At 65.0% G+C, this 24395-nt stretch carries 21 protein-coding genes; 13 read left to right on the top strand and 8 right to left on the bottom strand.

Annotated elements, in window-relative coordinates; translation table 11 throughout:
* Nucleotide 1: 1 nt before the first annotated feature.
* The 3 genes from EG244_RS01335 to EG244_RS01325 are packed head-to-tail and all read right to left on the bottom strand — an operon-like array spanning nt 2 to nt 2751.
* Nucleotides 2-1111: an efflux RND transporter periplasmic adaptor subunit gene (locus EG244_RS01335; RefSeq protein WP_124963208.1), complete on the bottom strand. Its 1110-nt coding sequence runs from the start codon at nt 1109-1111 to the stop codon at nt 2-4.
* Nucleotides 1112-1117: 6 nt separating this feature from the next.
* A complete protein-coding gene (locus EG244_RS01330) occupies nt 1118-2182 on the bottom strand; it encodes an efflux RND transporter periplasmic adaptor subunit (RefSeq protein ID WP_124963207.1) in 1065 nt (354 codons plus the stop codon).
* Entirely contained in the window at nt 2179-2751 is a 573-nt protein-coding gene (locus tag EG244_RS01325; protein ID WP_158617214.1) for a TetR/AcrR family transcriptional regulator, read from the bottom strand. Before EG244_RS01325 ends, EG244_RS01330 begins: the two co-directional genes overlap by 4 nt.
* A gap of 181 nt (nt 2752-2932) precedes the next feature.
* On the opposite strand from EG244_RS01325, the gene EG244_RS01320 reads away from it, so the two are divergent.
* A complete protein-coding gene (locus EG244_RS01320) occupies nt 2933-4627 on the top strand; it encodes a thiamine pyrophosphate-binding protein (RefSeq protein WP_407644023.1) in 1695 nt (564 codons plus the stop codon).
* Nucleotides 4624-6030: an FAD-binding oxidoreductase gene (locus EG244_RS01315; protein WP_124963205.1), complete on the top strand. Its 1407-nt coding sequence runs from the start codon at nt 4624-4626 to the stop codon at nt 6028-6030. Before EG244_RS01320 ends, EG244_RS01315 begins: the two co-directional genes overlap by 4 nt.
* Before the next feature lie 68 nt (nt 6031-6098).
* Here the strand turns inward: EG244_RS01315 and EG244_RS01310 are convergent, their stop codons facing one another.
* The 5 genes from EG244_RS01310 to EG244_RS01290 all read right to left on the bottom strand — a co-directional run bounded on the left by EG244_RS01310 (nt 6099) and on the right by EG244_RS01290 (nt 11389).
* Nucleotides 6099-7607, bottom strand: coding sequence for a tripartite tricarboxylate transporter permease (locus EG244_RS01310; protein ID WP_124963204.1), 1509 nt, complete (start codon nt 7605-7607; stop codon nt 6099-6101).
* Nucleotides 7608-7616: 9 nt separating this feature from the next.
* Nucleotides 7617-8078 (bottom strand): tripartite tricarboxylate transporter TctB family protein, encoded by a 462-nt coding sequence (locus EG244_RS01305; RefSeq protein WP_124963203.1) that lies wholly within the window; start codon nt 8076-8078, stop codon nt 7617-7619.
* A 47-nt stretch (nt 8079-8125) separates the two neighbouring features.
* Entirely contained in the window at nt 8126-9100 is a 975-nt protein-coding gene (locus EG244_RS01300) for a tripartite tricarboxylate transporter substrate-binding protein (RefSeq protein WP_124963202.1), read from the bottom strand.
* 138 nt (nt 9101-9238) lie between these two features.
* A complete protein-coding gene (locus EG244_RS01295) occupies nt 9239-10762 on the bottom strand; it encodes a VOC family protein (RefSeq protein ID WP_124963201.1) in 1524 nt (507 codons plus the stop codon).
* Between the two features lie 9 nt (nt 10763-10771).
* Nucleotides 10772-11389, bottom strand: coding sequence for a glutathione S-transferase family protein (locus tag EG244_RS01290; protein ID WP_124963200.1), 618 nt, complete (start codon nt 11387-11389; stop codon nt 10772-10774).
* 178 nt (nt 11390-11567) lie between these two features.
* Between EG244_RS01290 and EG244_RS01285 the strand changes: the two genes are divergently transcribed.
* The 11 genes from EG244_RS01285 to EG244_RS01230 all read left to right on the top strand — a co-directional run bounded on the left by EG244_RS01285 (nt 11568) and on the right by EG244_RS01230 (nt 24283).
* Entirely contained in the window at nt 11568-12746 is a 1179-nt protein-coding gene (locus EG244_RS01285; RefSeq protein WP_124963199.1) for a substrate-binding domain-containing protein, read from the top strand.
* A gap of 80 nt (nt 12747-12826) precedes the next feature.
* Nucleotides 12827-13588, top strand: a complete 762-nt coding sequence (locus tag EG244_RS01280; protein WP_124963198.1) for an ABC transporter ATP-binding protein — start codon at nt 12827-12829, stop codon at nt 13586-13588.
* Entirely contained in the window at nt 13581-14306 is a 726-nt protein-coding gene (locus tag EG244_RS01275; protein WP_124963197.1) for an ABC transporter ATP-binding protein, read from the top strand. Before EG244_RS01280 ends, EG244_RS01275 begins: the two co-directional genes overlap by 8 nt.
* Complete coding sequence (locus tag EG244_RS01270; protein WP_124963196.1) at nt 14303-15331, top strand: branched-chain amino acid ABC transporter permease; 1029 nt, start codon at nt 14303-14305, stop codon at nt 15329-15331. The genes EG244_RS01275 and EG244_RS01270 overlap by 4 nt, the downstream gene beginning before the upstream one ends.
* Nucleotides 15332-15333: 2 nt before the next feature.
* Nucleotides 15334-16389, top strand: a complete 1056-nt coding sequence (locus EG244_RS01265) for a branched-chain amino acid ABC transporter permease (protein WP_124963195.1) — start codon at nt 15334-15336, stop codon at nt 16387-16389.
* A complete protein-coding gene (locus tag EG244_RS01260) occupies nt 16386-17132 on the top strand; it encodes an alpha/beta fold hydrolase (RefSeq protein WP_124963194.1) in 747 nt (248 codons plus the stop codon). Before EG244_RS01265 ends, EG244_RS01260 begins: the two co-directional genes overlap by 4 nt.
* The gene (locus tag EG244_RS01255) at nt 17129-17716 is read left to right on the top strand and encodes a TetR/AcrR family transcriptional regulator (protein ID WP_124963193.1); all 588 of its coding nucleotides are present in this window, start codon (nt 17129-17131) and stop codon (nt 17714-17716) included. Before EG244_RS01260 ends, EG244_RS01255 begins: the two co-directional genes overlap by 4 nt.
* Nucleotides 17717-17751: 35 nt before the next feature.
* Nucleotides 17752-19197: a class I adenylate-forming enzyme family protein gene (locus EG244_RS01250; RefSeq protein ID WP_124963192.1), complete on the top strand. Its 1446-nt coding sequence runs from the start codon at nt 17752-17754 to the stop codon at nt 19195-19197.
* On the top strand, nt 19194-19928 hold the full coding sequence (locus EG244_RS20795; protein ID WP_233588880.1) for a MaoC family dehydratase: 735 nt from the start codon (nt 19194-19196) through the stop codon (nt 19926-19928). Before EG244_RS01250 ends, EG244_RS20795 begins: the two co-directional genes overlap by 4 nt.
* Nucleotides 19929-20031: 103 nt before the next feature.
* Nucleotides 20032-21189 carry an efflux RND transporter periplasmic adaptor subunit gene (locus EG244_RS01235; protein WP_124963191.1) on the top strand — a complete coding sequence of 386 codons (1158 nt, stop codon included), beginning with the start codon at nt 20032-20034 and terminating at the stop codon, nt 21187-21189.
* 4 nt (nt 21190-21193) lie between these two features.
* Nucleotides 21194-24283 (top strand): multidrug efflux RND transporter permease subunit, encoded by a 3090-nt coding sequence (locus EG244_RS01230; protein WP_124963190.1) that lies wholly within the window; start codon nt 21194-21196, stop codon nt 24281-24283.
* Nucleotides 24284-24395: the final 112 nt, after the last annotated feature.

The following is a 24395-nucleotide window of genomic DNA, read 5'->3' as shown; positions in this document are numbered from 1 at the left end:
CTCAGTTCTCTCCAAAGGTCAGAGGCAGCGGGGTTTTGCGGGTGCCGGGCGGCTGAACGGCGGGGCCGACGCGCTGGCCATCGCGCAGCGCGGCGGTGCCGCGGATCACCACTTCGATGCCGGGGGGCACCCCCGTCACCGCGATGCGGCCCGCCTCCGGCGCGCCCGCCGGCGTGACGGCCAGGCGGCGCAGCACGCGGGCGCCGCCCTCGTCCGCCACCTGCCAGACGAAGGGCGGATCACCTGCCACAATCGCGGCCTCGGGCAGGGTCACACGGGCCGCATCGCTGCGCTCAGGGGTGACGCTGACCAGCTCTCCCAAAGCCAGAACGGCGGCTTCCGGCCCCAGTTCAATCCAGGCGCGGCGCATCCGGGTCTGAGAGACCGAGGCCGGATCGACGCGCAACAGCACCCCACGCAGCCCCTCAGGCGGGAGTTTCGGCGCATGAACGCGAAAGCCGCTGCGTCCGGCTTCGGCGTTTTGCAACAGCACCGGCGGCAGGGTCAGAACCACATTGCGCCCGCCGGGGCTTGCGAGGATCAAAACCGGATCTCCGGCGGCGATGGTGGTCCCCGGCTCGTGGCGGGTCTGAATGACAATGCCGTCGAAAGGCGCGCGCAGCACCGCGCGGCTGAGCGCATCTTCGGCGCGGGCCAGCGTGGCGCGGGCCTGCTCCAGATTGGCGCGGGCCACGGCTTCATTGCGCTCGGCGGTCTCAAGGGCGGCGGCGGCGGCGACGCCCCGGCCTGCCAGTTCAATCACGCGCTGTCGGGCGCGCTGCACCGTGCCAAGGGTGGCGTCGAGGCTCTCCACCGAGGCGCGGGCGGCATCGCGGTCATCGGTCAGCGCGCGGGTGTCGATCCGCGCCAGTTCCTGGCCGCGGGTGACGCTGTCGCCCTCCTCCACGCTGCGCGAGGTCAGACGGCCCAGCAGCTCAAAGGCGACGCCCACAGAGGTTGTCGCCTCTACGGTGCCGGTAAATCTGCCGCCCTGCGCCGTCTCCGGCGCGGTGATTTCGCTGACCACGGGCCGCAAAGCACCCTCCTGCGCCGCCAGAGGGGCGCTGAGCGCGATCAAAACCAGAGCAGCGGGGCGCAAAAGACGGATCATCACAGCTTACTCCTGAACGTCCTGAACCTGCAGCGCGCGGCCCGGAAAGAGCTGCGCAGCGCCTTTGACGATGACCCGCGCCCCCTCGCTCAGCCCTTCGGCCACAAAGACCCGGTCAGAGGTGTAATGCGCCACCCGCACAGGGGTCAGGCTGGCAAAACCATCCGCGCCCAGCACCCAGACCGCAGGCCCGCCCTGGCCACGCACCAGCGCCTGAGCCGGGATCCCCGCCGCGCGGCCAATGCCCACCGGCAGATGCCCCTCAACCGGCTCATTCAGCATGACCTGACCCGCAGCCTCGTCCGGCAGACGCAGGGTCACACGGATACCGCCGGTATTGCTGTCGATCATCGGGGCCACCTGATGCACCTCGGCTGTGAAACTGCGGTTCGGCGGCTCGATGGTGGATAAGATCACCTCCGTGCCCGGAAGCGCGGTGAGATTGTAATGCGCCGGGGCCACAAAGACCGCATCGCGCCCCTCAAGTCCCGCCAGCTCCAGCACGGGCTGCGCGGCGCCCACAACCTGCCCCGCCTCGGCCTGACGGCTGAGAACGACAGCCGCGACACGGGCGGTCAGCCGGGTTTCGGCCAGGGCCTTTTGCGCCGCATCCACCCGGCTTGCCGCCTGAGCGGAGGTGGCCCTGGCGCTGGTCAGCGCCTCTTCTGCCACATCAAGCTGCGCCTGCGAGACATAGCCCTGGCGCGAAAGCTCGCGGTCGCGGGCGATCTCACGCTCTTCGCGCAAAAGCGCTGCATCGGCGGCGGCGAGAGCCGCCTCAGCGGCGCGTAAAGCCTCTCTCGCCTGGGTCGGGTCCTGTTCGGCCAGAAGATCCCCCACCGCCACTTCAGCGCCCGCTTCGGGATAGACCGCCAGCACCTGCCCCGCATTGGCAAAGCCCGCCGTCACCAGATCCCGCGCAGTGATCAGCCCGGTCAGCTCCAGCGTGATGCCGGTGTCATCATAATGCACCTCAGCCGTGGTCACCGTCAAAGGCGCGCCAGCCGCCAGCGGCAGGGCCAGCGCAAGGCAGCTCACAACAGCAGTGAAAAGCAGACGACACGCGCTCATAGGGCCAGCTCCGTCAGATCGGGGTCAGACAGGCGCAAAGGCCCGCCAAGAAGAGATTGCCGTATAATTTGCCCAAGGATCAGCGCAAAAAGCGTCTTTGCGGCCTCATCGGGCCTGGCCGTGTCAGAATAAATCCGCACCAGCCCCTCAAGCTGCGCCAGAAAGGGCGACAGATGCGCCAGCAGCGCCTCCTGCATCAGCGCGTCCCGGCGGGCTTCGGAGATCGCATTGATGGCCATGCGGCAGAAATCCGTCTCACTGCCGTCAGAAAGGCCCGCGATCCCATCGAGGATCGCCTGCACCGCCGCGCGCAGCCCGCCCGCGGGCGGGGTGGCAAAAACCGGCTCCAGCGCCGTGGTCAGCCGCGCCATTTCCTGGTCCATCGCCGTCAGACCAAGGTCATGTTTGCCGGAGAAATAACCATAAACCGCCCCCGCTGACATCTGCGCCTCGCGGATGATGTCGGCCATGGTGGTGGCCTGAAAGCCCTGGCGCGCAAAACAAAGCCGCGCGGCGTCCAGCACACGCTGGCGCTGCCTGAGGCGGCGGTCGTCTGTCAGTCGCGGCATGTGAATCACCGGTCCGGGGTCTGACTCCACATATAGAACAGACATTCTTTTTGTCACTCCTTTTCTGCAGCGCCCAGCCCGACTAATTTCGCAGGGAAATAAGGCATTTCGTCGTGTTGGCTTTGGTTGACAGCGACAAAAGCGGCGGCGACAGTTCCCCGAACCCTGGAGGAGAGTTCTGATGACGCCGACCGAGATGCGCCGCCCGTCCCCCCGCACAGCCGGGCAGGTCCTGGTAGATCAGCTGCTGATCCACGGGGCGGACCGTGCCTTCTGCGTCCCCGGCGAAAGCTATCTCGAAGTGCTCGATGCGCTGCATGACGTTCAGGACCGCTTCACCCTCATCAATGCCCGCCATGAGGCCGGGGCCGCCAATATGGCCGAGGCCTACGGCAAGCTGACCGGACAGCCGGGGATCTGCATGGTCACCCGCGGCCCCGGCGCCTGTCATGCCGCGATCGGTGTGCATATCGCACAGCAGGACAGCACGCCGATGATCCTTCTGGTGGGCCAGATCGGCCGCGAAATGACCGATCGTGAGGCCTTTCAGGAGGTCGATTATCGCCAGATGTTCGGCGGGCTTGCGAAATGGGTGGCGCAGATCGACAGCCCCGGGCGGGTGCCGGAATATATCGCCCGCGCCTTCCGCGTGGCCACCTCGGGCCGCCCCGGTCCGGTGGTGCTGGCGCTGCCCGAAGACATGCTGACAGCCGTGGTTGAGGTCGGGGACGCAAGGCCCTATTTCGCCACCAAAGCCCGCCTTGGCGCGGATGAGACCGCCCGCGTGGCGGCGCTGCTCTCCACCGCGCAAAAGCCCCTGCTGCTCTTGGGCGGCTCCGGCTGGACCGATCAGGCCGCGCTCGACATTCAGCGCTTTGCCGAAGCCAACCGGCTGCCCGTCACCACCTCCTTTCGCCGCCAGGACAGCATCTCCAACCGCTCGGACGCCTATGTCGGCGAATTCGGCACCGCCACCGCGCCGCTGCTGCGCCAGCGCCTGACCGAGGCGGATCTGCTGCTGGTCATCGGCGCGCGTCTGGGCGAAATGACCACCAATGGCTATGAAAACCTGGTGCCGCCGGAACTGCGCCAGAAGCTCATCCACATCCACCCCGACCCCGATGAGATCGGCCGCGTCTATGGCCCCGACATCGGCTTTGCCGCCACCGCGCCCGAGGCGGCCGCGGCGCTGTCGGCGCTGGATCTCGGCCGCCAGAACACCTGGGGTGACTGGGCGGGGCGCCTGCGCCAGGACTGGGTGAAAGACACCGAAAGCCCCGCCGACGGCGGCTGGGCGCTGGATATGGGACAGGCGCTCTGCGCGCTGCGTGACGCGCTGCCCGAGGATGTCATCGTCACCCTTGATGCGGGAAATCACACCGGCTGGGCACAGCGCTTCCTGCGCTTTGGCAGGCCCGGGCGCGAGATCGGTTCCACCTGCGGGGCGATGGGCTATTCCGTCCCCGCCGCCGTGGCCGCTGCCCTCACCCACCCCGAGCGCCTTACCCTTGCGATGGTCGGCGACGGCGGCTTCATGATGTCGGGCCAGGAACTCGCCACCGCCACCCAATATGGCGCGACGCCGATTGTGCTGCTCTTCAACAACGGCATCTATGGCACCATCCGCATGCACCAGGAACGTGAACATCCCGAACGCGTCTCCGGCACAAAACTCGCTGGCCATGACTTTGTCAAAATGGCCGAAGGCTACGGCTGCTACGCTGAAAAAGTGACCACGACGGCCGATTTCCCCGCCGCTCTCGAACGCGCGCGCGCCTCGGGACGTGCAGCAGTCCTTGAACTTGTGACCGATCCGGAGCAGATCTCCTCCCGAACCACCATCACGCGCCTGCGCGCCAATGCCAAAGCCCGATGACTGATACATTTCTCAATGACCTTCGCGCGGCCATCGGCAGCGCGCATGTAATCACCGACCCGGACCGCCTGATCGCGGCCACCCACGAAAGCCGCGGCCGCTGGCAGGGCGAGGCCATCGCCCTCCTGCGCCCCGGCACCACCGCAGAGGTCGCGGCCTGCGTCAAACTCTGCGCAGCGCATAGCGTGGCCATCACCCCCCAGGGCGGCAATACCGGCCTCGTCGGCGGCGGCGTGCCCTTTGGCGGCGTGGTGCTCTCCCTCGGCCGCCTCAACCGCATCCGCGCGGTCGATGCCCTCAACAGCACCCTCACCGTGGAAGCAGGCTGCACCCTCGCAGAGGTCCAGACCGCGGCGGCCGAAGCCGGCCGCCTCTTCCCGCTGTCGCTCGCCTCTGAGGGCAGCTGCACCATCGGCGGCAATCTCTCCACCAATGCCGGCGGCACCGCAGTGCTGCGCTACGGCAATACCCGCGATCTGACCCTCGGAATTGAGGCGGTGCTGCCCGACGGCCGGATCCTCAACCTCCTCTCCGCCTTACGCAAAGACAACACCGGCTATGCGCTCAAAGACCTGCTGATCGGCGCCGAAGGCACGCTTGGCATCATCACCGCCTGCGTGGTGAAACTTTTCCCCGCCCCCCTCAGCCGCGCCACCGCCTTTGCGGGCCTCAAAACCCCCGAAGACGCCCTCGCCACTTTTGACATCCTGCGCCGCCGCGCGGGCGAACATCTGGTCGCCTTTGAATATCTCGAACGCTTCGGGATTGAGATCGTCACCACCCATCTCCCCGGCGCCCGCGACCCGCTGGAGACAGCCCACCCTGCCTATGCGCTGATTGAGCTGACCAGCGCCGACGGCAGCGCCGGTCTCAACGCCCGCCTGGAGGAGGCGCTCTCCGAAGCCATGGAGGCCGGCCTCGTCGAAGACGCCGTCATCGCAAATTCCGAAGGCCAGCGCGCGGCGCTGTGGTCTTTGCGCGAAAGCATGTCCGAGATGCAGAAATACGAAGGCGCCTCGATCAAACATGATATCGCGGTGCCGGTCTCGCGCGTCGCCGAATTCGTAACCCGCGGCAAAGCGCTCTGCGAAGCGCTGCTCCCCGGCCTGCGCCCCTGCCCCTTCGGCCATTTCGGCGACGGCAATCTGCATTTCAACCTCACCCGCCCGCGCGACATGAGCGATGAGGAATTCCTCGCGCTCTACCCGCAGTTCAACCAGGCGGTCCATGATCTTGTCGCCGAAATGAACGGCTCCATCTCCGCCGAACACGGCATTGGTCTTGCCAAACGCGAGGAACTGCCGCGCTACAAAGACCCGGTGGCGCTGGCGCTCTGCACCACGCTGAAACGCGCGATCGATCCGCAAAACATCATGAACCCCGGCAAGGTCCTTAATCTCTGAAGCCTTTGGCTTTTTCAAAATACTCCCGGGAGGGGTGCGGGGAGGGCAGGCAGCCCTCCCCGGCGCTCTCAGCCGTCACTCTCGGTGAAAACTTCCTCCCGCCCGCGCCGCACGGCGGGCAACAGCACCACCACCAGCACGATCACCGTCAGCACCAGCAGCGTCGCCGAGATCGGCCGCGTCACAAAGGTCGTGGCATCCCCGCGCGCCAGGATCATCGCGCGGCGCAGGTTCTCCTCCATCAGCGGCCCCAGCACGAAACCCAGCAACAAGGGCGCCGGCTCCAGCCGCAGCCGCGACATCACATAGCCCAGAAGACCAAATCCCGCGACCGCATAAAGGTCAAAAGTATTTGAGGCCACCGAGTAAACCCCCACCGCACACATCGCCATGATGATCGGAAAGAGCACAAAATAAGGCACCTGCAACAGCCGCACCCAAAGCCCGATCAACGGCAGGTTGAGGATCACCAGCATCAGATTGCCGATCCACATCGAAGCAATGATGCCCCAGAACAGCCGCGGCTGCTCCACCGCCACATCGGGGCCCGGCACGATGCCCTGAATGATCATCGCGCCGATCATCAAAGCCATCACAGGGTTCGCCGGAATCCCCAAAGTCAGCAGCGGAATGAAAGAGGTCTGGGCACCGGCGTTATTGGCACTCTCGGGCCCTGCAACGCCTGCAATCGCACCCTGGCCAAATTCGCGCGGGTTCTTTGAGACCCGCTTTTCCACCGTATAAGAGGCAAAAGCCGCCAGAACCGCGCCGCCGCCCGGTAAAATCCCCAAAACCGAGCCGATCCCCGTGCCGCGCAGCACCGGGCCAAAAGCCTCGCGCATCTGCGCCCGCGAGGGCCAGAGACGGCCGACTTTCTTCGTCAGAACCTCGCGGTCGCCCTCATTCTCCAGATTGCGCAGAATCTCGGCGATGCCAAAAACCCCCACGGCCAGGGCCACAAAATTCAGGCCATCCGCGTAATTGGTGATCCCAAAGGTAAAGCGCGGCGTGCCGGTATAGACATCCGTCCCCACCATGCCCAGCAAAAGCCCCAGAACCACCATGGCCAGCGCCTTGATAACCGAGCCATGCGCCAGCGCGATGGACATCACCAGCCCCAGCACCATCAGCGAGAAATACTCGGCCGCCCCGAATTTCAGCGCCACAACCGTCAGCGGCGGCGCAAAAACCGCCACCAGAAAGGTCGAGACCGTGCCCGCAAAAAACGAGCCAAGCGCCGCAATCGCCAGCGCCGCCCCCGCCTGGCCCTTGCGCGCCATCTGATAGCCGTCAATCGCCGTCACCGCCGAAGAGCTTTCGCCGGGCATATTGATCAGGATTGCCGTGGTCGAGCCGCCATATTGCGCGCCATAATAGATCCCCGCCAGCATGATCAGCGAAGACACCGGCTCCAGCTGAAAGGTGATCGGCAAAAGCATGGCAATGGTGGCGGTAGCCCCGATGCCGGGCAAAACCCCGATCAGGGTGCCCAAAAGCACCCCGATCAGGCAAAAAACAAGGTTTTCCAGCGAGGTCGCCACGGAAAAGCCAAGCGCGAGATTGCTGATAAGATCCATGCGCGCCTCTTAAAACGGCCACCAGGGGCCAAAGCGCCGGAACGGCAGCCCCAGAGCATAGCTGAAGACAAGGGTGGAAAAGCCGGTCACCAGGGCGGCCAGCAAAACCGCCTGCCAGACCTTCATCCGCCCCGACGCAAAGGCCGCGATCAGCGAGGTCACAAAAAGCGCCGGCACAAAGCCGAGGCCCCGCACCGTCAGCCCGAAAAACACCGGAGCGGGCAGAATAAAGGCCATGCCGCGCCAGGCCAGCGGGCCCTTGGCCTCATCCGGCTCAGGGCTGCGCAGCGCTTTGAAGAGGATAATCACCCCCAGAAGCGCCAGAAGCGCCGAAAGCACCATGGGGAAATACCCCGGACCCATCCGGGTCGCCGTGCCGATCGGCAGGCTGAAGACCTGCCAGCCAAAAAGGCCTGCCACCGCCAGAAGGGCAAGGCCGCAAAGAATATCAGTGTTGTTTTTATCAGTCATCTGAATGCCTTAAGAAAAGCGGGGCGGGATAGCCCGCCCCGTCCCGTTCAGTCGGCATAAACGCCTGCGGCCTCAATCACCGGCTTCCAGCGGGCGATCTCGCTCTCAAGCTTCTCTTTCAGCGCGGCGGGGGTTGCTTCCTGCGCCGAAGACGGCGAGGTGCCCAGATCCCCGAAAGCCGTGGCGATTTTTGCATCCGCCAGCGCCCCCTGCAGCGCTTTCGACAGCCGCTCGGTCGCCTCTGCCGGGGTGCCTTTCGGCGCATAGATGCCGTGCCAGATCCCCACCGTCATCTGCGGCAGACCGCCCTCGGTCACCGTCTCAAGATCGGGGAAAATCGCCAGCCGCTCGGGCGAGGTGGCGGCATAGGCTTTGATTGTGCCGCCTTTGATCTGCTGGGTGGTATTGGTGGTCTGGTCGCACATAAAATCGACCTGACCGCCCAGAAGATCGGTCATCGCAGGCCCGGTGCCTTTGTAAGGCACGGTGGTGAACTGCGTGTCGATCGAAGACTGAAACAGCATCCCGCACAGATGCGAGGCCGCACCGATCCCGGCATTGGCCATATTGATGGTGTCTTTCTGCGCCTTCACCTTCTCAATAAAGTCTTTAAAATCCGTGGCTTCAAAGTCTTTTCGCGCCACCATCACCATCGGCACTTCGGTCACCAGACCGACATATTCAAAGGCATTGAGCGTGTCATAGGCCAGCTGGCGATAAAGCGTCGCCGCCGTTGCCATGCCGATGTGATGCAGAAGAATGGTATAGCCATCGGCCTCCGCCTTGGCGACCTGGCCCGCACCGAGGGTGCCGCCCGCGCCGCCGACGTTTTCCACGATGATCTGCTGGCCGAGATCCGCCGACATCCGCTCGGCCACAAGGCGGGCCACGGTATCGGTCGGCCCCCCGGCCGAGAAGGGCACCACCATGGTGATCTGCCGCTCAGGATAGCCTTGGGCGAATGCTGCTGAAGAGAGTGCCGTTGCCGCGCCAATGGCCGCGATCAATGTCTTAAAACGCATCGTCGTCCTCCCGAAACACCTTATTGCCCGCCCTCCCCGGACCGGCTTGAGGACAGCAAACAGCCCCCCGGGGCTTCGACAAAGCGTTAAATAGAGAAGGGGGGCGGAAAACCGCCCCCCTCACGCCCGGTGCGGGAATTATGCAACAGCGCCGCTATACCAGTCGCGGGCAAGGTTCAGGTCCTGCTGGCCGAGTTCATGCCCCTCACCCGCCAGGGTCTCTGCCCGCAGATCCGCGCCCCCCGCGCGCAGAGCCTCCAGCAGAGCCGGCGCGCGCAGACCCCAGGGGTCTTTTTCGCCCTCAATCACCAGCACCGAGGTGGCGCTCAGGTCCGGGTGCGGCGGCTCATCCAGCACCTGCACCGCGCGCAGCAGGATCGCGCGCTGCACGACGCCGGGATATAGCTGCATCACCGCGCCCAGCAGGTTCGCGCCGTTCGAGAACCCCGCGAAGGTGATCTTTGAGGCATCCAGCCCATAGCCCCGGATTGCCCCTTCGACAAAGCCCACAAAGGCCTCTGCCTCTGAGCGGATGTCGGCCTGGTCAAACCGGTTCGCATCAAGGCGACGGAACCAGCGGTTCACCCCCTCTTCCGAAGAGCGCCCCCGCAGACCGAGAAGTGCCGCCTTTGGCGCGATGCGATGCGCGATCGGCATCAGATCCGCCTCATTGCCGCCCGAGCCATGCAAAAGGATCAGCGTGGAGCCATCTTCCTCTGCGGGGCGGTGAAAGCGGTGAATGAAGGGCAGATCGCGCGGCGGAAAGCGCTCTTCGTCCGGCATCACGAACTGCGGCAGGATCAGCCGCAGATCATCCGCCCGCGCCACATCACCGGGCGGGATCATCAGCGTACGGCCGAGGTGCTCTGCATCCTCATCCACCGTCATCCCCGGCGCATCGGTGGCATATTCGATCAGCGCCCCGCCCGGCTCGCGGACATAAAGCGAGACGAAATATTTGCGGTCATGCACCGGCGTATCGCCAAAGCCACGCAGCGACAGCCGCATTTTGCGCACCGCATCAATATCCGCAGCGCGGAACGCCACATGATCGGGCACCCCGGCACCCGGGATCGACGGCACAAAGCCGCCCACAGCCCGGATATCCACGACATCCGTCTCCGAGACCATGCGCTCAACTGCGCCCGAGCGCGCGCCCCGGGCATAGCCGAAACGGGTGATAAACGCGGCCGTCTCTTCGGCCTGATCGGTCAGCAGCGTGACCCCCCGGATGCGGATCGGCGCACCCGCAATCGGATCCGACGTCACATCCTCATGCCCGACCAGCTTGACGATCATGCCGTCGGGATCTTTCAGCCGCAGCACCGGCTCGCCAAATTCCTGGGTCGGACCCTCAGCCGGAATCCCCGCCTGCAGCGCCTTTGTCAGCCAGGTGCCGATCTGCGCAGGCGGCACCGACAGCGCCACTTCTGAGACCTGGCCCAGCCCGGTGCGCCCGCGCCCGGCCGCCTCCCAGACCAGAAAGCTTAAAAGCGTGCCGGGGTTGCCCCCGGCATCGCCGTAAAACAGATGCAGCTGCTCGGCATCCTCATAACCGCCGGTCTGTTTGACCAGCCGCAGACCCAGAAAGCCCGCATAAAAATCGACATTGGCCTGAACACCGGCCGTAATCGAGGTGACGTGATGGATGCCGCTCGTCATGGCTGCTCCTTACTTTCCACCCTCACGGGCAAGAACTTTCTGCACCGCCGGATCCGCGGCGAGTTTATCATAAAGACGCTGAACTTCCGGGAAATCCGCGAGCCCCCCCGGCAGCATGGCCCGGGCCCAGCGGATCATCGGGAAGGCATAGGCGTCGATAACAGAGCGGCTCTCAAGGATCCACTCACGCCCCTTCAGATGCGCGTTCAGCGCGGCAAACTGCTTGCCCGCAATCACCTGACCGGCCTCTTTCACCCTGGCCCGCGCCTCAGCGCTTTCATCGGTGGTATAGCGGAACGGCATAAAAACCGGCCAGAAAGCCGCATGCACATCCGAAGTGAAGAACGACGACCAGCGATGCGCCTCTGCCTTCTGGCGCAGACTGCCCCCGCCGCTCAGCCCCGCCTCCGGATGCTTCTGCGCCAGATAATCAAGGATCGCCCCCGCCTGGGTCAGCACCCAGCCATCGTCTTCCTGCAGCACCGGCACCGAGCCATTGGGGTTCACCGCCTTCAGCTCCTCCGAGCCGATCTGCGATTTCACCGCCTCATAAGGCGCACCGATCCACTCCAGCGCGATGTGAACCGCAAGCGAACAGGCGCCCGGTGAATAATAAAGTGTTGTCATGCTCTGGTCCTTCCGGTCTGGCTTTGCGCGACACTAACCCGGCTTTGCGCCAAAAGCACCCTGCGCCCGCGCAGATCCCCTCCCCCATCGCAGCAGATAACGATTGACCGGCAAAAATCCGCAGGCTAGCCATATTACTGAGACATGAATCATACGTCATGTTCCGAGGGAGGATAGTATGAAGACCAGACTGACCGTCGCGCTGACGGCGCTTTGCGGCTGGGCACTTCCCGCCGCCGCCGATATCAAAATTGCCCATGTCTATGACAAATCGGGCGGCCTTGAAGCCTATGCCCGCCAAAGCCAGATCGGCCTGATGATGGGTCTGGAATATGCCACCGGCGGCACCATGGAGATCAACGGCGAGAAAATCACCGTGATCGAAAAAGACAGCCAGCTCAAACCCGATATCGGCCGCGCCATGCTCGCCGAGGCCTTCGGCGATGATGAAGCGGATCTCGCCATCGGCGGCACCGGCTCGGGCGTGGCACTCGCCATGCTGCCGGTCGCGGAAGAATTCGAAAAAATCCTGATCGTAGAGCCTGCGGTGGCCGATACCATCACCGGTGCGGCCTGGAACCGCTATATCTTCCGCACCGGACGCAACTCCTCGCAGGATGCGATCTCCAACGCCGTGGCTCTGGGCCGCGAAGGCGTGAAAATCGTCACCTTCGCCCAGGACTATGCTTTTGGCCGCGACGGCATTGCCGCCTTCAAAGAAGCGCTTTCCGACACCAAAGCCGAGCTGGTGGCCGAAGAATATGCCCCGACCGACACCACCGATTTCACGGCCTATGCCGAGCGGATGTTCAACGCGCTGAAAGACCAGGACGGCGAAAAGCGCATCTTCATCATCTGGGCCGGCGCCAATAACCCAATGTCCAAGCTGCAGGCCATGGACCCTGGCCGCTACGGCATTGAACTCGCCACCGGTGGCAATATTCTTGAGGCGCTGAAAGCCTATAAAGAATTCCCCGGCCTCGAAGGCTCGGCCTATTACTATTATGAAATCCCGCAGAACCCGGTGAACCAGTGGTTCGTCAAAGAACATCTCGCGCGCTACAATATGCCGCCGGATTTCTTCACCGCAGGCGGCATGTCCGCCGGCATCGCCGCCGTCGAGGCGATCAAAAAAGCCGGTTCCACCGAGACCGAGGCCCTGATCACCGCCATGGAAGGCATGTCCTTTGAAACCCCCAAAGGCACCATGACCTTCCGCCCCGAAGACCACCAGGCGCTGCAGGAAATGTATCACTTCAAAATCAAAGTGGACCCGGCCGTCGACTGGGGCATCCCCGAACTCGTCCGCGTCATCCCGGCCGAAGAGATGAAGATCCCGCTGCGCAACACCCGCTGATCTTTGGCTTTTTCAAAATACTCCGGGGGGTCCGGGGGGCAGCGCCCCCCGGCTTCCTGCCAGACCGCACGGCCTCTCCCATGACCCCATCGCTTGAGACCCGCGACCTCACAGTCCGTTTCGGCGGCCATATCGCCGTCAATGCGGTCAGCTGCGCCTTCCACCCCGGCGCGCTCACCGCCATCGTCGGCCCCAATGGGGCCGGAAAAACCACCTGGTTCAATCTGATCTCCGGCCAGATCCGCGCCAGTTCCGGCAAGGTGCTGCTTGAAGGCCGCGACATCAGCACGCTCAGCGCCTCTGCCCGCGCCCATGCAGGGCTTGGCCGCGCCTTTCAGCTGACCAATCTCTTCCCCGCGCTCAGCGTCTTTGAAAACATCCGCCTCACCGTGCAGGCCAGGCGCAAAGCCGGTCTCAGCCTCTTTCGCATGGCCGACAGCCGCAGGGATCTGATCCTTGAGACCGAAGAGATCCTGACCCGCACCCGCCTCACCGCACAGGCCCGCGCCGAGGTGCGCACCCTGCCGCATGGCGATCAGCGCAAGGTCGAAGTCGCCCTTCTGCTCGCACTCAGACCGAAAATCTTCATGTTCGATGAGCCCACCGCCGGGATGAGCATGGATGAGGCCCCGGTGATCCTCTCGCTCATCGCCGATATCCGCAAAGACCCCGCCGCCACGGTGCTGCTCGTTGAGCATAAGATGGACGTGATCCGCGCGCTCGCCGACCGCATCGTGGTGCTGCACAACGGCACCCTCGTGGCCGATGGCCCGCCCGGCCCCGTCATGGCCAGCGATGTGGTGCGCGAGGCCTATATGGGCCGGGAGATCGAAGATGTCTGACCTCCTTCTGAAACTCCGCGACCTTCACACCGACATCGGCCAGTATCACATCCTGCACGGCGTGGACCTGGAGGTGCCAAGGGGCCAGGTCACCATGCTGCTGGGCCGCAATGGCGCGGGCAAGACCACCACTTTGCGCTCCATCATGGGGATCCTGCCGCCGCACCGCGGCGCGGTCACCCTCGATGGCCGCGCGGTGACCGGTCTCAACTCTGCCCTGATCGCGCGCCAGGGCGTGGCGCTGGTGCCCGAAGATATGGGCATTTTCGCCAATCTCACGGTGGAGGAAAATCTCACCCTCGCCTCGCTGGACGGCCCCCCCGATCCCAAAAGGCTTGAGCGGATTTTCACCGCTTTTCCGGCGCTGCGCACCTTCTGGAAGGGCCGCGCGGGCACGCTGTCGGGCGGGCAGAAACAGATGCTCTCCGTCGCCCGCGCCATGATCTCTGAGCGCAGACTTTATCTGATCGATGAGCCCTCCAAGGGCCTCGCCCCCGCCATCGTCTCCACCCTCGCCAAAGCGCTGCGCGAGCTGAAATCCGAAGGCGCCACCATCCTGATGGTCGAGCAGAACTTCCGCCTTGCCAAAGCCCTCGGCGACCGCGCCGCCGTCATGGACAATGGCCGCGTGATCTGGAGCGGCGCTATGGCCGACCTCGCCTCCGCCCCGGATCTGCAATCGCGCCTGATGGGCCTGAGCCTTGAGGATCACACATGAGCGCCGCCCCCGATCACACCCCGGTCATGACCCGCCCGCCCCTTGCCCTGCGCCTTGAGCCATGGCTGCCGGTTTTGCTGCTGCCGCTTCTGGTCCTCGCGGGCTGGCTTGCCATTCCCTCCGCCTCCAGCTGGCTCACGCTGACAATCTCGGGGCTGGCCATGGGGATGATGATCTTTGTCATCGCCTCAGGGATGACGCTGATTTTCGGGCTGATGGATATCATCAACTTCGGCCATGGCGCCTTTATCTCTTTCGGGGCCTTTGCGGGGGTCTCGGTGCTGATCTGGCTTTCTGCCCTGACCGGCGCACCTTCCCTTCTGCTGAACCTGCTGGCATTGCTGGCGGCGGTTCTGGCCGCCATGGCCTTCACCGGCGCGCTTGGCTGGGGCTTTGAGCGGGTGATCATCCGCCCGGTCTATGGCTCTCACCTGAAACAGATCCTGGTCACCATGGGCGGGCTGATCGTGGCCGAGCAACTCATCCAGGTGATCTGGGGTCCGCGCGAGATCCATATCGCGCGGCCCGAGATGCTGAAGGGCGCAGTCACCGTAATGGGCGCCACGCTGGAGAAATACCGCCTCGTGGCCGTGGCCACCGGACTGGTGGTCTTTCTCGCCATGCGCGCGGTGCTGCGCGGCACCAGGATCGGGCTGATCGTGCGCGCGGGCGTTGAGAACCGCGAGATGGTTCAGGCCATGGGCTACCGCATCAACCGCGTTTTCATCGCCGTCTTTATCGCAGGCTCGGCGCTTGCGGGCCTCGGCGGCGTGATGTGGGCGCTTTATCAGGAGATGATCACCGCCCATATGGGCAATGAAATCATGGTCCTGGTCTTTATCGTCGTCATCATCGGGGGCCTTGGCTCCGTCGAGGGGGCCTTCATCGGGGCGCTGATGGTGGGGCTTTTGCAGAACTACGTGGCCTTTCTGGAACCCAAGGCCGCGCTCATTTCCAATATCGGCCTGATGGTTGCCATCCTGATGTGGCGTCCGCAGGGCATGTCTCCGGTCATCAGGGTATAAAGATGCTGAAATCCGTCTTTTCCGGCAGCGGACCGGGGTCAAAACTGCTGATCGTGCTGGCGCTGATCGTGTTCCTCGGCCTTGCGCTGACGCCCTTTCTCTTCTCGGGCACCCGGGCGATGGAGACCGGCGCAAAGATCGCCATCTTCATCGTGCTGGTGGCGAGCTATGATCTGCTGCTGGGCTATACCGGCATCGTCAGCTTTGCCCATACCGTCTTTTTCGGCTTTGGCGCTTATGGCGTGGCGCTGGCCACGCAGCGCATGGGCAGCGGCTGGGATGCGCTGGCGCTTGGCACCCTTGGGGGCGTTGCGCTTTCGGTGGTGCTGGCCTTTGGGGTGGCGATGTTTTCGCTGCGGGTCCGGGCGATCTTCTTTGCTATGATCACTATGGCGGTGGCTTCAGCCATTGCGGTGCTGGTGTCGCAACTTTCCTGGCTCACCGGGGGCGAGGACGGGATGAACATCAAAATCCCGCGCGAGCTGACCCCGGCTTTCCGCATGGATCTTGAGATTTTCGGCACCAAGATCACCGGGCGGGTGCTGAATTATTATCTGGTGTTCTTCTCCGCCTTTGCGCTGTTTTTGCTGATGCTGCGGGTGGTCTCATCACCCTTTGGCCGCGTTTTGCAGGCGATCCGCGAGAACCCCTTCCGCGCTGAGGCCATTGGCTACCGCGTGGTGGTCTACCGCACCGTGGCCACCTGTCTTTCGGCGGCCATTGCGGCGCTGGCGGGGGCGCTTTTTGCGATCTGGCTGCGCTATGTTGGCCCCGATACCACGCTTTCGGCAGAGCTGATGATTGATATTCTGCTGATGGTGGTGATCGGCGGTATGGGCACGCTTTGGGGGGCGGTGCTGGGGGCGGCGATCTTTGTGCTGGCGCAAAGCTATCTGCAGGTGCTGATGGCGCAGGGGGCCGCGGCCACCGCCGCGCTGCCGCTGATCCCGGATCTGCTGAACCCGGATCGCTGGCTCTTGTGGCTGGGGCTTTTGTTCATCCTGTCGGTCTATTTCTTCCCCACCGGAATCGTGGGCCGCCTGAAGGCGGTGAAATGAGCGAGCGGCGCTTTTTGCTGCTGCATGGCTGGTCGCTCAGGGGGGAGGCCATGGCCCCGCTGGCGGACCGCCTGGCCGGGCATGGCGTGGCAGAGTGCCCCGATCTGCCCGGCCATGGTCCGGGTGACTACCCCCCGACCCTCGATGGTGCAGAGGCGATGCTGGGGGATCTGCTGCGCGATGGCGCCCCGCGGGTGCTGGTCGGCTGGTCGATGGGGGCGCTGATCGGCTGGCGCTATCTCGCACGGCATCCGCAGGCCCCGGTCACGGCGATGATCAGCCTGGACATGAGCCCGCGGCCGCTGCCCGCACCCGGCTGGGGTTTCGCCATGGGCGCAGAGCCCGGGCCGCTTTTGTCGCGCGCCGCGCGCTACCGCAGCCATTGGCAAAGCGCCGCTCCGGCCATTGCGCAGGGCATCTTTGCGCCGGGGGCTGCCGCGCGGGCCGCAGAGGTGCTGCCCCTGATCGCCGCGCAAAGCGGGCCGGTCATGGCCGCGCTCTGGCTTGAGATCCTGGCCCAGGACCTGCGTGAGGATATGTCCCGCATAACCGTGCCGCAGATCTTCATTCACGGCGCGCAAAGCCAGGTCTGCCCGGCCGCATGCGCGATGTGGCTTGCGCAGAAATCCCCCGCGGGGCAAGGGGTTATCCTGCCCGGCGTCGGCCATGCCCCGCATCTGGAGGCCCCCTCCGACACCGCCGCCGCCATTCTGACCGCTCTGGAGGCCCTGCCGCTGCGATGACTGAATCTGCCCCCCTCACCCCCCGTGGCCGCCGGACCCGTGACGCCATTTTGCGCGCCGCCGAAGAGGTGATCGGCGGGCGCGGCTACAGCGGCGCCGCGATCGTTGATATCACCCGCGCCGCTGGCATCGCCCAGGGCACCTTCTACATCTATTTCGACAGCAAAGAGGCGGTCTTCCGCACCCTGGTCGAGGAGATGGGCCGCTTCACCCGCCGCTCCCTCTCAGAGGCGACGGCGGGCGCAAAGGACCGGCTGGAGGCCGAGCGGCTGGGCCTGCGCGCCTTCCTTGAGATCGCCGCCACCCGGCCTTTGCTTTACAATATCGTCGAGGAAGCCCGCTTCGTCGCACCCGAGGCCTATGACGCCTATTTCACCGGCTTTGCCCGCGCCTATACCCGCAACCTTGAGGCGGCGGTGCGCGAGGGCACGATCCGGGCGGGCGATGCAGAAATCCGCGCCTGGGCGCTGATGGGGCTGGCCGTAACGCTTGGCGAGCGCTACGGTCAGCGCAACCCTGAGGCGGACCGCGACCGCGTCGTCGCCGAAGTGTTTGATATGCTGGAACGGGGCCTGCGTCCCTGACGAGCCTGCGCCCTGCATCGCCACGGACCGACGAGATGAGAGATCCCGCCGATTTTGCTGCCCTCCGCGCCGGTTTGTCCGGCGATGATCCGGCCTTTCACGACCACAGCACCGGGCGGATCTGGAGCTTTGCGGCCGTCAATGCCGCAGCCGAGACCCTCGCCGCCGATCTGAGCCGCTTTGGCCGGGGCGCAAGGATTGCGCATCTGGCTTTCAACCGGGCCGAAAGTTTCATCACCCTTTTTGCCGCGCAAAAAGCGGGCCAGATCTTCGTGCCGCTGAACTGGCGCGCCCCGGTGCAGGAGTTGCGCGGCCAGCTGGATCTGACCACGCCCCCGGTCCTGATCTGCGACGAAGCCCATCTGGAGACCGCCCGCGCCCTCGGGCCGCAGATCCGCCTGATGGCCGCCGGGGGCGGCTTTGGCGATCTGTCCCCCGCCGCGGATTTCCGCGCAGCCCCGGCGGATCCGGGCGAGCCGCTTTCGCTGCTCTTCACCTCCGGCAGCACCGGGGCGCCACGAGCGGTGATCCAGACCGCGCGGATGGCGCAGGCGGTGGCGGTGAATATCGCCCAAGGGGTCGGGCTGAACCGGGAGGACCGCTCGGTCTGCTATCTGCCGCTGTGCCACACCGGGGGGATCAACCTCTTCACGCTGCCGCTGTTTCTCTGGGGCGGGCAGAGCCATATTTTGCCGAAATATGACCCCGAAAAGCTGGCGGAACTGCTGCACAGCGGCGCGCTGAGCCAGCTCTTCGCCGTGCCCACCATCTGGCAGGATCTGCACGATCAGGGCGGCCAGACCCTGCGCGCGCTGGCGGACCTGCGCGGCTGTGCCTCGGGCGGTGCGCCCTTCCCGGAGGGGCTGGCGCGCAGCCTTCAGGCGGCGGGGGTGGTGGTGCAAAACGGCTATGGCATGACCGAAAGCGGGCCGACCGGCTTTCTGGCCGACCGCGCCACGGCGCTGCGCGATCCGGTCTCGGTCGGGCGGCCACAGATGCACACCCGCGCGCGGATCGAGGGCGGGACTTTGGGTGAATTGCAGATGGCGGGGGAGACAATCACCCCCGGCTATTTCCGCAACCCTGAGGCCACGGCAGCGGCTTTCACCGCAGATGGCTGGCTGCGCACCGGGGATCTGGCGCAGCTCAGCCCCGAGGGGGGTTACCGTATCATCGGGCGGGTGAAGGAAATGTATATCTCGGGCGGCGAAAATGTCTGGCCCGCCGAGGTTGAGGCGGTTCTCCAGGCCCATCCCGGCGTGCGCGAGGCGGCGGTGATCGCTGTGCCCGATGCCCGCTGGGGCGAAGCGGGGCTGGCCTTTCTCATCCCCTCCGGCCCCGCCCCCGAGCCCGAGGCGCTGACCCGCTTTTGCCGCGAGCGGCTGGCCGCCTTTAAAGTGCCCCGCGACTTTCGCTTTGCCGCCGATCTGCCGCGCAGCCCCTCGGGCAAGATCCGCAAATCGGCGCTTGGCCCCCTGTGAGCGGGATCCTGGCCGGGCACCACTGGACGCCACAGCAAAGCGAGTTTGACGCCTTCGCCGCCCTTTCGGGCGATGACAATCCGATCCATATCGATGCGGATTACGCCGCGCGCCATCCCTTTGGGGCGCGGGTCTCGCATGGGATGCTGATCTGGGCCAGGCTCCACGCCCTGACCAAAAGCGCCGGGGTGACGCTGCCCCCGGCTCTGACGCTTCAATTCCCCGCCCCGGCCTATGCCAAAGAGCCCCTGGACCTCAGCCTCAGCCGCGACAGCGCCCGCGCCACCCGCAGCGATGGCACCGCCGTTTGTGAGATCCGCTGGGAGGAGCCCGTCCCCCAGGTCCCGCCGCCCGCCTTGCCGCAAAGCGCAGAGATCCGCCGCAGCCTGAGCCCCGCGGACATCGCCGCCTTCGCCGCGCTGAGTGGCGCAGCACCCGCCCTGGAGGGGGTTCCCGAGCCGCTGATCGGGGCGCTTTTCTCCTGTCTGCTGGGCAGCCGCCTGCCCGGTCCTGGCACCGGATGGTTGCGCCAGCGACTTCACTTTCACGCGAAAGCCCGCGTGAATGAGCCGCTTTATGCAAGCGTCCGCTTAAGCCGGATCCGGCCGGAAAAGCGGCTTGCGGACCTTGAATGCCTTTGTATCGGGCAAAATGACCGGATGATCTGCACCGGATCAGCGCTCATGCTGCTTGCGCCAGGGGATCGCTTGCTGTTTTCCTCAGAGCCGTAAAAATCTGCGACGGAAGTTGCACCCCCGTGCGTAAGAGGTATGAGTAAGCCCCGGCAGGCCCGGCCTGTCAGACCCGGAACGCCGAAACGACGACTGGAACTCCATGACCAAGCCTGGCCGCCCCCTGCTGAGCCTGCTGCTCGCCCTTCCGCTGCTGGCGGGAGCCGCTGTTGCGCAGACCCCTGAGCGTCCGCCCGCCAAAGCCGGATATATGACGCTGGAGCGCGCTGAGGTGCCGGTCAGCATGGCCCTGACCGGGCGTGCGGTGGCCGTCAATACCGCCCAGATCCGTCCCCGGGTCAGTGGCATGATCCGCGAAATTCTTTACACGCCCGGCACTTATGTCGAAGCCGGTGCACCGCTTTTTGCCATTGATCCGCTGACCTATGACATCGCTCTGCGGGTGGCAGAGGCCAATGTTGAACGGGCCAGGGCCGATCTCTCGACCGCACAGTCGGCCTTTGACCGCGCCGAAAAGCTGCAGGGCCAGCAGGCGACCAGTCGCGCGACTTTTGAAACCGTTGAGACCACGCTGCTGAAAGCCCGCGCCTCACTCGCTGAAAGCGAAGCGCGGCTGTCGCTGGCGAAGGCAGAGCTGGAATGGACGACGATCCGTGCGCCCGCCTCGGGGATTGCCGGGATTTCCAGCGTGGCGGTGGGGGATCTGGTCTCCGCCTCGCAGACCGCGCTGACGGAAATTGTGCAGACCGACCCCATTCTCGTCGATCTGACAGAGCCTTATCCCGCGCGCCTGCGCCTTGAGACCGCCGCCGCCGAGGGCCGGGTGCAGCTGGAAGACCCGCGCCTGACGCTTGTGCTGAACGACGGCAGCCGGATTGAGGGCAAGGCGAAGCTGCTGAGCACCGGGGCCACGGTTTCGGCCACCACCGGCACCCGCCGTCTGCGCTTTGAGATGGAAAACCCCTCCGGGCGGGTTTCACCGGGGATGTTCGTGCAGGGCGAGCTGACCCTTGGCCGCACCGAGGCGATCCTCGTGCCGCAGCGCGCCGCCGTGCGCCAGCGCGACGGATCTCTCACGGCCTGGATTGCCATGGACGGCAAGGCCAGCCGCCGCCCGGTTGAGGAAAACGGCACCTGGAAGAACCACTGGGTCATCACCGGCGGGGTTGAGGCCGGCGAATGGCTGCTGGTCGACGGCATTGCGCAGATCCGCGACGGCCAGGCCCTGGAGCTGACCCCCGCCACCATCGACGAAGCCGGTGTGGTGCGCGACGGCACGCCTGCCCCGGTCGGGAACTGAGGCCATGGCGCAGTATTTTATTACGCGGCCCGTCTTCGCCTGGGTGCTGGCCATTGTTGTCATGCTCTTTGGCGCCTTTTCCATGGCGCGGCTGCCGATTGAGCAATATCCCGATATCGCGCCCACGAGGGTCGATGTGGTCGCCACCTACCCCGGTGCCTCAGCAGAGGTAACGGAGAACTCGGTCACCTCGGTGGTTGAGGATGCCATGACCGGGCTGGATGGCCTTTTGTTCATGAACGCGACCTCTTCGGCCACCGGCCGCGCGACGATCTCGCTGACCTTTGACGACAGCGTCGACCGCGATATGGCACAGATCCAGGTGCAGAACCGGGTCGCCCGTGTTGAGGCGGCGCTGCCCGAGGTCGTGCGCCAGCGCGGCGTTGTAGTGCGCCGCACCGGCGACAGCTCGCTGCTGGTCGGCGCGCTGGTCAGCCGCGACGGGCGCTACACCTCGGTCGAGCTTGGCGATCTGGCCGCACAGCTGGTCGAGGATTCCGTTCAGCGCGTCGAGGGCGTGGGCGGCATTGACGTCTTTACCCCCGGCTATGCGATGCGGGTCTGGCTGGATCCGGTGCGGATGGCGGAGTTTCAGATCACCGCCCAGGAGGTCACTTCCGCCATTGCCGAGCAGAACTCCACCGTCTCGGTGGGCTCGCTGGGCGGGCAGCCGGTGGTGCCGGGGCAGCAGCTGACGGTGCCGCTTTCGGCGCAGACGCAGATGACCGGGGTCGATCAGTTTGCCCAGATCCTGCTGCGTGTTGAGGCCGATGGCTCTGAAGTGGTGCTCTCGGATGTGGCGAAGGTTGAGATCGGCCAGGAAAGCTACGGCAGCACCTCCTTTATGAACGGCCAGAATTCGGCCGGCTTCTCGGTGACGCTGGCCACCGGGGCCAATGCGGTAGAGACCGCGCGGCGGGTGCGGGACCTTCTGTCTTCGATTGAGCCTGCCCTGCCCGACGGGGTTGAGGTGGCCTATCCCTATGACACCTCGCCCTTTATTGAGCAGTCGATCGGCACGGTTTACAAAACCCTGATCGAGGCGGTGATCCTGGTGTTCATGGTCATCCTGATCTTCCTGCAGTCCTGGCGCGCGACGATCATTCCGGTGATCGCGATTCCGGTGGTGCTTTTGGGCACCTTCGGGGTGCTGCTGACCCTGGGCTATTCGATCAATACGCTGACCATGTTCGCCATGGTGCTGGCCATTGGCCTGCTGGTCGATGACGCCATCGTGGTGGTGGAAAACGTCGAGCGCGTGATGGCCGAAGAGCATATCGGCCCGGTGGAGGCCACGCGCAAATCCATGACCGAGATCTCCTCGGCGCTGGTGGGCATTGTGATGGTGCTCTCGGCGGTGTTTTTGCCGATGGCCTTTATGTCGGGCTCAACGGGGGTGATTTACCGGCAGTTCTCGGTGACGATCATCACCGCGATGATCCTGTCGCTGGGGGTGGCGCTGATCCTGACGCCGGCGATGTGTGCGGTGCTGCTGCGCCCGCATAAGCCGGGCGGCGGCAATATGTTCTCACGGCTCTTCAACCGCAACTTTGACCGCCTGACCCGCGGCTATGGCAAAGTCACCTGGGGTGTTATGCGGGTGCCCTTCCTCGTGCTGATGGTGCTGCTGGGGATCAGCGGCGGGGCCTTCCGGATGTTCCAGGAGCTGCCGTCGTCCTTCGTGCCGCAGGAAGATCAGGGCGTGTTGATGATCATTCTGAACCTCGCCGAAGGCTCAACCAGCGCGCAGACCCAGGCCATTTCCAATGAGGTCCAGGACTGGCTGCTGGAGGACAATTCTGAAGCGGTGGATTCGGTGATGACCGCGCTTGGCTTTGCCTTTGGCGGCAATGCAGGCCAGAACCGGGCGCTGCTTTACGTCAAGCTGAAGCCCTTTGATGCGCGTCCGGGCATCTCAGCCGCGATGATCCAGGCCGAGGGGCAAAAGCGCTTCGCCGGGCATCGCGCGGGCAATATCATCTTCATGCAGCCCCCCGCGATCCAGGGCCTCGGCTCAGGTTCGGGGATTTCCTATTATATGATCGACCAGGCCGGGAACGGTCAGTCCGCCCTTGAAGCCGCCGCCCAGGAGATCGCCCGTCAGGCCGAAGCCACCGGACAGATCACGGGTTTCCGCGGCCATGAGCCGAGCCAGCGCCCGGCCCTGAAGCTGGAGATCGACCAGCGCAAGGCCCGCGCCATGGGGCTGACCGTCAGCGAAGTGAACAATATGCTGTCAGTGATCTTCTCGGGCCGCGAGGTGAATGACTTCCAGCTTGGCGCGGAACTGCGCCCGGTGGTGGTCCAGGGCGCCGCCGAATGGCGGATGCAGCCGGGCGATATTGAGATGTGGCATGCCCGCAACCGCTCGGGTGAGATGGTGCCGTTTTCGAGCTTCATCAACCAGGTCTGGACCGAGAATTCACCCAGTCTGAACCGCTTTGGCGGCACGCGGGCGATTTCGATCAACGCCTCGCCCACCCCCGGTGTTTCCACCGGCGAGGCCATGGAGACCATCGAGCGGCTGGTGGCAGAGCTGCCGGGCGGCTATGGCGTGGGCTGGATCGGGCTTTCCTATCAGGAGAAAGAGGCCGGAAACCAGGCCCCGATGCTCTTTGCGCTTTCGGCGCTGGTGGTGTTCCTTTGCCTTGCGGCGCTTTATGAAAGCTGGTCGGTGCCCTTCTCGGTGCTGCTCGCGGCTCCGGTGGGGATCCTTGGCGCGCTGGTCGCGGCCTGGTGGTTCGGGCAGTCGAATGACGTTTACTTCAAGGTGGGCCTGCTGACGACGATTGGTCTGGCCTCGCGAAACGCCATTCTGATCGTCGAATTCGCCGAAAGCCTGAGGGCGGGGGGCATGGCGCTGCGCGACGCGGCGATGAAGGCGGCGACCCTGCGTCTGCGCCCGATCCTCATGACCTCCTTTGCCTTTGCGCTTGGGGTTCTGCCGCTGGCCATTGCGACCGGGGCGGGCTCTGCCGCGCAGCATGCCATCGGGATCGGGGTTCTGGGCGGCATGATCTTCACCACGGTCATCGCGATCTTCATGGTGCCCGCGCTTTATGTGCTGGTGATGCGGATGACCCGCCGCGCCTGACAAAACCCCAAAGACGGCAAAGGCCCCGCCCCCGCGCGGGACCTTTTGCTGTTTCGCAGCCTCTCATCATGAAAAAGGTCGGGTTATTGGGCTGCCGCGCGCCCACCCGACG

This window comes from Falsigemmobacter faecalis (assembly GCF_003863335.1).
In the GTDB taxonomy this organism is placed as follows: Bacteria; Pseudomonadota; Alphaproteobacteria; order Rhodobacterales; family Rhodobacteraceae; genus Wagnerdoeblera; species Wagnerdoeblera faecalis.
This window is presented reverse-complemented; position numbering and strand designations above follow the sequence as displayed.

Coding starts and splice junctions, on each gene's coding strand:
- EG244_RS01335 (WP_124963208.1), bottom strand. CDS start 1,111: ATGATCCGTCTTTTGCGCCCCGCTGCTCTGGTTTTGATCGCGCTCAGC.
- EG244_RS01330 (WP_124963207.1), bottom strand. CDS start 2,182: ATGAGCGCGTGTCGTCTGCTTTTCACTGCTGTTGTGAGCTGCCTTGCG.
- EG244_RS01325 (WP_158617214.1), bottom strand. CDS start 2,751: ATGCCGCGACTGACAGACGACCGCCGCCTCAGGCAGCGCCAGCGTGTG.
- EG244_RS01320 (WP_407644023.1), top strand. CDS start 2,933: ATGACGCCGACCGAGATGCGCCGCCCGTCCCCCCGCACAGCCGGGCAG.
- EG244_RS01315 (WP_124963205.1), top strand. CDS start 4,624: ATGACTGATACATTTCTCAATGACCTTCGCGCGGCCATCGGCAGCGCG.
- EG244_RS01310 (WP_124963204.1), bottom strand. CDS start 7,607: ATGGATCTTATCAGCAATCTCGCGCTTGGCTTTTCCGTGGCGACCTCG.
- EG244_RS01305 (WP_124963203.1), bottom strand. CDS start 8,078: ATGACTGATAAAAACAACACTGATATTCTTTGCGGCCTTGCCCTTCTG.
- EG244_RS01300 (WP_124963202.1), bottom strand. CDS start 9,100: ATGCGTTTTAAGACATTGATCGCGGCCATTGGCGCGGCAACGGCACTC.
- EG244_RS01295 (WP_124963201.1), bottom strand. CDS start 10,762: ATGACGAGCGGCATCCATCACGTCACCTCGATTACGGCCGGTGTTCAG.
- EG244_RS01290 (WP_124963200.1), bottom strand. CDS start 11,389: ATGACAACACTTTATTATTCACCGGGCGCCTGTTCGCTTGCGGTTCAC.
- EG244_RS01285 (WP_124963199.1), top strand. CDS start 11,568: ATGAAGACCAGACTGACCGTCGCGCTGACGGCGCTTTGCGGCTGGGCA.
- EG244_RS01280 (WP_124963198.1), top strand. CDS start 12,827: ATGACCCCATCGCTTGAGACCCGCGACCTCACAGTCCGTTTCGGCGGC.
- EG244_RS01275 (WP_124963197.1), top strand. CDS start 13,581: ATGTCTGACCTCCTTCTGAAACTCCGCGACCTTCACACCGACATCGGC.
- EG244_RS01270 (WP_124963196.1), top strand. CDS start 14,303: ATGAGCGCCGCCCCCGATCACACCCCGGTCATGACCCGCCCGCCCCTT.
- EG244_RS01265 (WP_124963195.1), top strand. CDS start 15,334: ATGCTGAAATCCGTCTTTTCCGGCAGCGGACCGGGGTCAAAACTGCTG.
- EG244_RS01260 (WP_124963194.1), top strand. CDS start 16,386: ATGAGCGAGCGGCGCTTTTTGCTGCTGCATGGCTGGTCGCTCAGGGGG.
- EG244_RS01255 (WP_124963193.1), top strand. CDS start 17,129: ATGACTGAATCTGCCCCCCTCACCCCCCGTGGCCGCCGGACCCGTGAC.
- EG244_RS01250 (WP_124963192.1), top strand. CDS start 17,752: ATGAGAGATCCCGCCGATTTTGCTGCCCTCCGCGCCGGTTTGTCCGGC.
- EG244_RS01235 (WP_124963191.1), top strand. CDS start 20,032: ATGACCAAGCCTGGCCGCCCCCTGCTGAGCCTGCTGCTCGCCCTTCCG.
- EG244_RS01230 (WP_124963190.1), top strand. CDS start 21,194: ATGGCGCAGTATTTTATTACGCGGCCCGTCTTCGCCTGGGTGCTGGCC.